Origin of the sequence: Methylobacterium sp. (assembly GCF_019750675.1) — a bacterium.
GTDB lineage: Bacteria > Pseudomonadota > Alphaproteobacteria > Rhizobiales > Beijerinckiaceae > Methylobacterium.
In genome coordinates this window covers 1-5779 of sequence record NZ_JAIEOF010000318.1, presented here as the reverse complement: position 1 = coordinate 5779, position 5779 = coordinate 1, and the positions used below count along the sequence as shown (strand labels likewise).

The following is a 5779-nucleotide window of genomic DNA, read 5'->3' as shown; positions in this document are numbered from 1 at the left end:
CGTCCCGGCCTGCGCCGAGATCGCCGCCTGCCTCGGTCGCGGCGTGCCGCCGTGCGGGTCGGGCGGGATGCCCCTGGCCCGCGCCCTCTGCCCGGCGGTGGGGGGCTGCCGGCGCCGCCGGGTCTGCTGCCTGCGCTCCGGCCTGCCGGGCGTCCCGTCCTGCGGGGCGCTCTGCCCACGTGAATGCGGCGCCGGCGCGGGCTGAGGCGCCGGAACCGGGCCGGATGCCGGAACTTGGTCCGGTAAGCCGGCCCGTCGGCCGGCTCGGAGGAGCCTCCCAATGTCGAGCGATACGGACACTCACCGCGACCTCATGGCCGCCCTCGAGGCGGCGGTCGGGCAGGGCGGCGACGCCTTCGAACAAGCCACGATCCGGGCCTTCGAGCACGTCTTCGCGCATCTCGAGCGACTCAACGCCCATGTCTCCCAGGGCGGCCCCGGCGGGGAGGACCGCCCCCTCGCGGCGGGCGAATCCGCTACCCTGCGGTAGGGGCCCCCGCCGGACGAGCGCGAGGCGGTTCGCCCGCGCTCACGCCTCCTGGCGGGCGGCCTCGCGCACCGGCAGGGTCCAGTTCGGACGCACATAGTGGCAGGTGTATCCGTCCGGGCGCCGCTCCAGGTAATCCTGGTGCTCGGGCTCGGCTTCCCAGAACGGACCCTCCGGCGCCACCTCGGTCACGACCTTGCCGGGCCAAAGGCCGGAGGCGTTCACGTCCGCGATGGTGTCCTCCGCCACCCGGCGCTGGGTCTCGTCGCAGTAGTAGATCGCCGAGCGGTAGCTCAGGCCGCGGTCGTTGCCCTGGCGGTTCGGCGTGGTCGGGTCGTGGATCTGGAAAAAGAATTCCAGGATGCGCCGGTAGCTCGTCTGCGAAGGGTCGAACAGGATCTCGATGGCCTCCGCGTGGGTGCCGTGGTTGCGGTAGGTGGCGTTGGGCACGTCACCGCCGGTATAGCCGACGCGGGTCGCGACCACGCCCGGCTGGCGCCGGATCAGGTCCTGCATGCCCCAGAAGCAGCCGCCCGCGAGAATCGCCTTCTCGTTGCTCATGGTCTTCGGTCTCCTTTGGGCAAACCCGGCATGCGGGTCGAGCCCGTCCGATCTGTCCGCCTCAGATAGGCATCGCCGAAGCGTCCTCCCACCGCCTGCGCCGCGATGGCGCGCGATAATCCGCCGGTTTCAGCCCGGTCCGAGAAGCGGCAGCCAGGCGGCGAGGGCCAGCAGGCTCGCCAGGAGCACTGGCGGGGTGAGGACGAGGCCGACCCGCATGTAACTTCCCCAGGTGATGCGCTGGCCCTTGGCCGCCAGCACGTGCAGCCAGAGCAGGGTGGCGAGGCTGCCGATCGGCGTGAATTTCGGGCCGAGGTCGCAGCCGATCACGTTGGCGTAGATCATGAGTTCGCGGGTCTGCGCCGGCAGGTCCGGGGCCTGCTCGATCGCGAGGGCGCCGATCAGCACGCTCGGCATGTTGTTCATCACGGACGACAGGAGCGCGGCGGCGAAGCCCGTGCCGAGGGTGGCGGCCCAGGGCCCGAACTGGCCAAGCCGGACGAGTCCCCCGGCGAGCCAGTCGGTCAGGCCGGCGTTCCGCAGGCCGTAGACCACGAGGTACATGCCGAGGCTGAACAGCACGATCTGCCAGGGCGCCCCGGCCAGCACCCGGCGGACCGGGATGACCCGGCCCCGCAGGGCGAGGCCGAGGAGCAGGGCCGCGCCCGCGCCCGTGACGACCGAGACCGGCACCCCGAGGGGCGCGGTGAGCACGTAGGCGGCCAGCAGGGCCCCCAGCAGCGGGAACGCCGCCCGGAATACGGCCCCGTCGCGGATCGCCGCGCGGGGCTCCTCCAGGGTCCGCACCGCATAGGTCGCCGGCAGGTCGCGCCGGTAAAACAGCCACAGCACCGCCAGGGTCGCCGCCAGGGAGGCGAGGTTCACCGGCCCCATCACGGCGGCGTAGCGCGCGAAGCTCAACCCGAAGAGGTTGGCCGAGACGATGTTGACGAGGTTGGAGATCACGAGCGGCAGGGAGCCCGAATCCGCCACGAAGCCGCAGGCGACGATGAAGGCCATCGCGGCCTCGGGCCGGCACTCCAGCCGCAGCAGGATCGCCAGGACGATCGGGGTCAGCAGCAGAGCCGCCCCGTCATTGGCGAACAGGGCCGCGATCGCCGCCCCGAGCAGGATCACCAGCGGAAACAGCCGGCGGCCGCGCCCGCCGCCCCAGCGGGCCACGTGCAGGGCCGCCCAGTGGAAGAACCCGGCCTCGTCGAGGAGCAGCGAGATCAGGATCAGCGCCACGAAGGTGAGCGTGGCGTCCCAGACGATGTGCCAGACCACGGGCACGTCGGCGGGCTGGACCACCCCCGTGGCCAGCGCCACCCCGGCCCCGGCCAGGGCACTCCATCCGATCCCGATCCCCCTCGGCTGCCAGATGACGAACAGGAGGGTGACGAGAAAGATGGCAAGCGCGAGCATCGGGCGGGTTTCGTCTTCTCGGGGCGAGGGAGGCTCAGGGGCCGGTGACGCGGTGCCCGTGCGCGTCCACGACGGGCTCGCCATCTTCCTTGGCGAAGGCGCCCCGTTGAGCCGGCAGTAGGTCCAGCACCGCCTCGGACGGGCGGCACAGGCGCACGCCCCTGGGCGTGACCACCAGCGGCCGGTTGAGCAGGATCGGGTGCGCGGCGATCGCGTCGAGCAGCTGGGCATCCGTCAGCGACGGGTCGCCCAGGTTCAGCTCCGCGTAGGGCGTGCCCTTCTCGCGCAGCACGTCGCGGACCGTAAGGCCGGCGCGGTCGAGCAGGGACACCAGCAGCGCCCGCGCGGGCGGGGTCTTCAGGTACTCGATCACGTGCGGCTCGAGGCCGGCGTTCCGGATCATCGCCAGGGTGTTGCGGGACGTGCCGCAGGCCGGGTTGTGGTAGATCACGACGTCGAACGCCGGAGACTGGGTGGTTGCCTCGGCGATCGGGGACGGCTCAGTCATGGCTTCGGTCTCCGGCTCCGGCGGGGGAACAGCAGGCCGTCAGGGCCTCGACTGCCGGGGCGCAGACCTCCGGCCGCCCCTGGCAGCAATCGCGCATCAGGAATTCGATGAGGCCCGACAGGGCCGGATAGGCGGCGCTGTAGCGGATCGAGCGCCCGTCCCGGCGGGACTGGATCAGCCCGGCATGGGCGAGCTCCTTGGCGTGGAACGACAGGTTGGTGCCGGACACGCCCACCGACCCCGCCAGCACGCCGGCCGGCAGGCCCTCCGGCCCGGCGGTGACCAGGGCGCGCACGATGCGCAGGCGGTGCTCCTGGCCCAGGGCCGCGAAGGCCGCGACGGCTTGCCGTTCGTCGATCATCGATGCAATATCTCAACTCTTGTTGAAATGTATCGGAGTTCGACGCCGTGGACAAGCCGCCCCCGCCCTTCACCGATGGATTGCCGAACCTGAGCCCGGCGCATTTCAAGGTGCCGACGAGCCGGGACCTCGGCCTCGACGCGGGGTTCGCGCACCCGCCGCGCTTCCTCATCCTGTACGGTTCCCTGCGTCCGCGCTCGTTCAGCCGGTTCCTCGCCCACGAGGCCGCGCGGCTCCTGACCGCGATGGGCGGCGAGGTGCGGATCTTCGACGCCGACGGCCTGCCCCTGCCCGACGACGCGCCGGCCGAGCACCCGAAGGTGCAGGCGTTGCGGCAGCTCTCGATCTGGTCGGAGGGGCAGGTCTGGGTCTCGCCAGAGCGCCACGGCACCCTCACGGGGGTGATGAAGGCCCAGATCGACTGGCTGCCCTTGAGCGAGGGCAGCGTGCGCCCGACCCAGGGGCGCACCCTCGCGGTGATGCAGGTCTCCGGCGGGTCGCAGAGCTTCAACGCTGTCAACGCCCTGCGTGTGCTCGGCCGCTGGATGCGGATGATCACCATCCCGAACCAGTCCTCCGTGCCGATGGCCTACCAGGAGTTCGACGCGGACGGACGGATGCGGCCGGGACCGCTCTACGACCGGGTGGTGGACGTGTGCGAGGAGCTGATGCGGTTCACCCTGCTGACCCGGGAGCGGGCGGACCGGCTGGTCGACCGCTACAGCGAGCGCAAGGAGCGCGAACCCGAGCGGCTGAAGGCGGTCGCGGCCGAGATCGGCTTCACCCGGAAGGACGGGTAGGGGGTTCAGGCCTCGACCTTCGCCGTCGTTCCGGACTCGGCGGCCGCGCCGGGGTCCGATCCGGGGAGCGCGTAGGCCGCCGCGATGCGCGAGAATTCGGGCGTCCGCAGGTAGCCGTAGGACTTGTGGTGGTTCGGCTCGCCGTCCGGGCGACGGTAGGCGTTCGCCACCCGACGGTCCGTAAGGGCGATGCCGGTGGCGCTCGCAACGTAGTCCGCGCCGAGTTCCCCCATGATCGCCACCACGTCCTCGCCGTCCGCGAGGTTCGTCCAGGCCGAGACGTTGTCCGGCACGCGCAGGGCGCCGTGCTCGGCTTCGAACTTCAACTTCACCTTGGCGAGCCCCAGGGGGGCCGCGGCCGTGACGAGGTGGTCGATCCGTAGGCCGGGCTCCTCCCGCTCCAGCAGGCGCAGCACGTCGTAGGCGATCACCGCGCCCATGGAATGCGCGACGAGCAGGATGCGGTGGTCCCGGAACGCGCGCAGGCGCTCGGCCAGGCGGGCGCGGACCTGGCGGGCGAAGTCCTGCTCGGCATGGTAGTGCCAGAGGTCGTCGAAGCGGTATTCCAGGATGGCGTCGTCCACGAGGGTGACCCCGGTCGCCTCCTCGAGGGTGTCGATCCCCGCATAGACGGGGGCCAGCACGTCGTTGGCGGTCAGGCTCGGGGCCGACTCGCCCTCGGGGAGCGGGCCCGTGCCGGCCTCGGGGCGGTAGGGCTCGCGGTTGCCGTCCTCCGAGAGGGGGGCGTCGTAACGCAGGTCGGCCCAGTAGACGAACTCGAACCGGAACGCCGGGTCGGCGAGGCCGGCGTTGCGGGCCATGCCCTCGGCGATGGCCGCCTTCCACCAGCGTGTCTTCTCGTCCGCCGGCGGCTTGTTGGCCAGGCCGTGGATGCCGATGACGATGCCGCCGCGCTCCGGGGGGCCGGAGGATTCCCGTCGAAGGTCGCGCGCCGTTCCGTCCACCGCATCCCGCACGTCGCTGCGCCCGCACGGGGCCGATCCGTCACAGAACGCGGCACCCCTGGATTCGGATGCGTCGCCCGCGGTGGCGACGGAGCCGCAGGCCGGCATCGCGGCCCTGCGTGCCCGCGTCAGAGCACCCGAAGGTCGGCGGCGAAGCGGCGGCCGTTGCCGACGTAGTTTTCGGCCGTGCGGGCGAGCCTGGCGGCGGCCTCCGGGTCCAGGGTGCGGGCCACCCGGGCGGGTGCGCCCACGATCAGGCTGTTGTCGGGAAACGCCTTGCCCTCCGTCACCAGGGCGTTGGCGCCGATCAGACAATTGCGTCCGATCCGGGCGCCGTTGAGGATGGTGGCGCCCATGCCCACCAGGGTCCCGTCCCCGATGGTGCAGCCGTGCACGATGGCGCGGTGGCCGATCGTGACGTCCGCGCCGATCTCAAGGGGAAACCCGGGGTCGGCGTGCAGCACGGCCCCGTCCTGGACGTTGGTGCGCGCGCCGATCCGGACCGTGTCGTTGTCTCCCCGGATCACGGCCCCGAACCAGACCGAGACGTCGAGGCCGAGATGGACCTGCCCGATCACGTGCGCGCCGGGGGCGATCCAGAGGCGGGCGGCGTCGGCGATCTGCGGTTCGTGGGGCCCGAGGGCGTAGAGGGTCATGGCGCGTCCTTGCGGA

General features: G+C 72.0%; 8 protein-coding genes and 1 pseudogene. 3 read left to right on the top strand and 6 right to left on the bottom strand.

Annotation, left to right across the window (positions count from 1 at the left end):
• Both K2X24_RS16465 and K2X24_RS16460 read left to right on the top strand, forming a co-directional pair.
• Positions 1-205 (top strand): annotated as a pseudogene (locus K2X24_RS16465) (siderophore-iron reductase FhuF); the annotation flags it as partial.
• A gap of 75 nt (positions 206-280) precedes the next feature.
• Positions 281-490 carry a hypothetical protein gene (locus K2X24_RS16460; protein ID WP_292499427.1) on the top strand — a complete coding sequence of 70 codons (210 nt, stop codon included), beginning with the start codon at positions 281-283 and terminating at the stop codon, positions 488-490.
• Between the two features lie 39 nt (positions 491-529).
• Here K2X24_RS16460 and msrA read toward each other — a convergent pair whose 3' ends face one another.
• From msrA to K2X24_RS16440, 4 genes are all read right to left on the bottom strand, one after another.
• Positions 530-1048, bottom strand: a complete 519-nt coding sequence (gene msrA, locus K2X24_RS16455) for a peptide-methionine (S)-S-oxide reductase MsrA (protein ID WP_292499426.1) — start codon at positions 1046-1048, stop codon at positions 530-532.
• 129 nt (positions 1049-1177) lie between these two features.
• Positions 1178-2473 (bottom strand): arsenic transporter, encoded by a 1296-nt coding sequence (locus K2X24_RS16450; RefSeq protein WP_292499425.1) that lies wholly within the window; start codon positions 2471-2473, stop codon positions 1178-1180.
• Positions 2474-2507: 34 nt separating this feature from the next.
• On the bottom strand, positions 2508-2981 hold the full coding sequence (arsC, locus tag K2X24_RS16445; protein ID WP_292499424.1) for an arsenate reductase (glutaredoxin): 474 nt from the start codon (positions 2979-2981) through the stop codon (positions 2508-2510).
• Positions 2974-3342 (bottom strand): metalloregulator ArsR/SmtB family transcription factor, encoded by a 369-nt coding sequence (locus K2X24_RS16440; RefSeq protein ID WP_292499423.1) that lies wholly within the window; start codon positions 3340-3342, stop codon positions 2974-2976. Before K2X24_RS16440 ends, arsC begins: the two co-directional genes overlap by 8 nt.
• Before the next feature lie 47 nt (positions 3343-3389).
• On the opposite strand from K2X24_RS16440, the gene arsH reads away from it, so the two are divergent.
• On the top strand, positions 3390-4142 hold the full coding sequence (gene arsH / locus K2X24_RS16435) for an arsenical resistance protein ArsH (RefSeq protein ID WP_292499422.1): 753 nt from the start codon (positions 3390-3392) through the stop codon (positions 4140-4142).
• Positions 4143-4147: 5 nt separating this feature from the next.
• Here the strand turns inward: arsH and K2X24_RS16430 are convergent, their stop codons facing one another.
• Both K2X24_RS16430 and K2X24_RS16425 read right to left on the bottom strand, forming a co-directional pair.
• Entirely contained in the window at positions 4148-5107 is a 960-nt protein-coding gene (locus K2X24_RS16430) for a hypothetical protein (protein ID WP_292499421.1), read from the bottom strand.
• Positions 5108-5235: 128 nt separating this feature from the next.
• Positions 5236-5763 carry a gamma carbonic anhydrase family protein gene (locus K2X24_RS16425; RefSeq protein WP_292499428.1) on the bottom strand — a complete coding sequence of 176 codons (528 nt, stop codon included), beginning with the start codon at positions 5761-5763 and terminating at the stop codon, positions 5236-5238.
• Positions 5764-5779: the final 16 nt, after the last annotated feature.

Coding starts and splice junctions, on each gene's coding strand:
- K2X24_RS16460 (WP_292499427.1), top strand. CDS start 281: ATGTCGAGCGATACGGACACTCACCGCGACCTCATGGCCGCCCTCGAG.
- msrA (WP_292499426.1), bottom strand. CDS start 1,048: ATGAGCAACGAGAAGGCGATTCTCGCGGGCGGCTGCTTCTGGGGCATG.
- K2X24_RS16450 (WP_292499425.1), bottom strand. CDS start 2,473: ATGCTCGCGCTTGCCATCTTTCTCGTCACCCTCCTGTTCGTCATCTGG.
- arsC (WP_292499424.1), bottom strand. CDS start 2,981: ATGACTGAGCCGTCCCCGATCGCCGAGGCAACCACCCAGTCTCCGGCG.
- K2X24_RS16440 (WP_292499423.1), bottom strand. CDS start 3,342: ATGATCGACGAACGGCAAGCCGTCGCGGCCTTCGCGGCCCTGGGCCAG.
- K2X24_RS16425 (WP_292499428.1), bottom strand. CDS start 5,763: ATGACCCTCTACGCCCTCGGGCCCCACGAACCGCAGATCGCCGACGCC.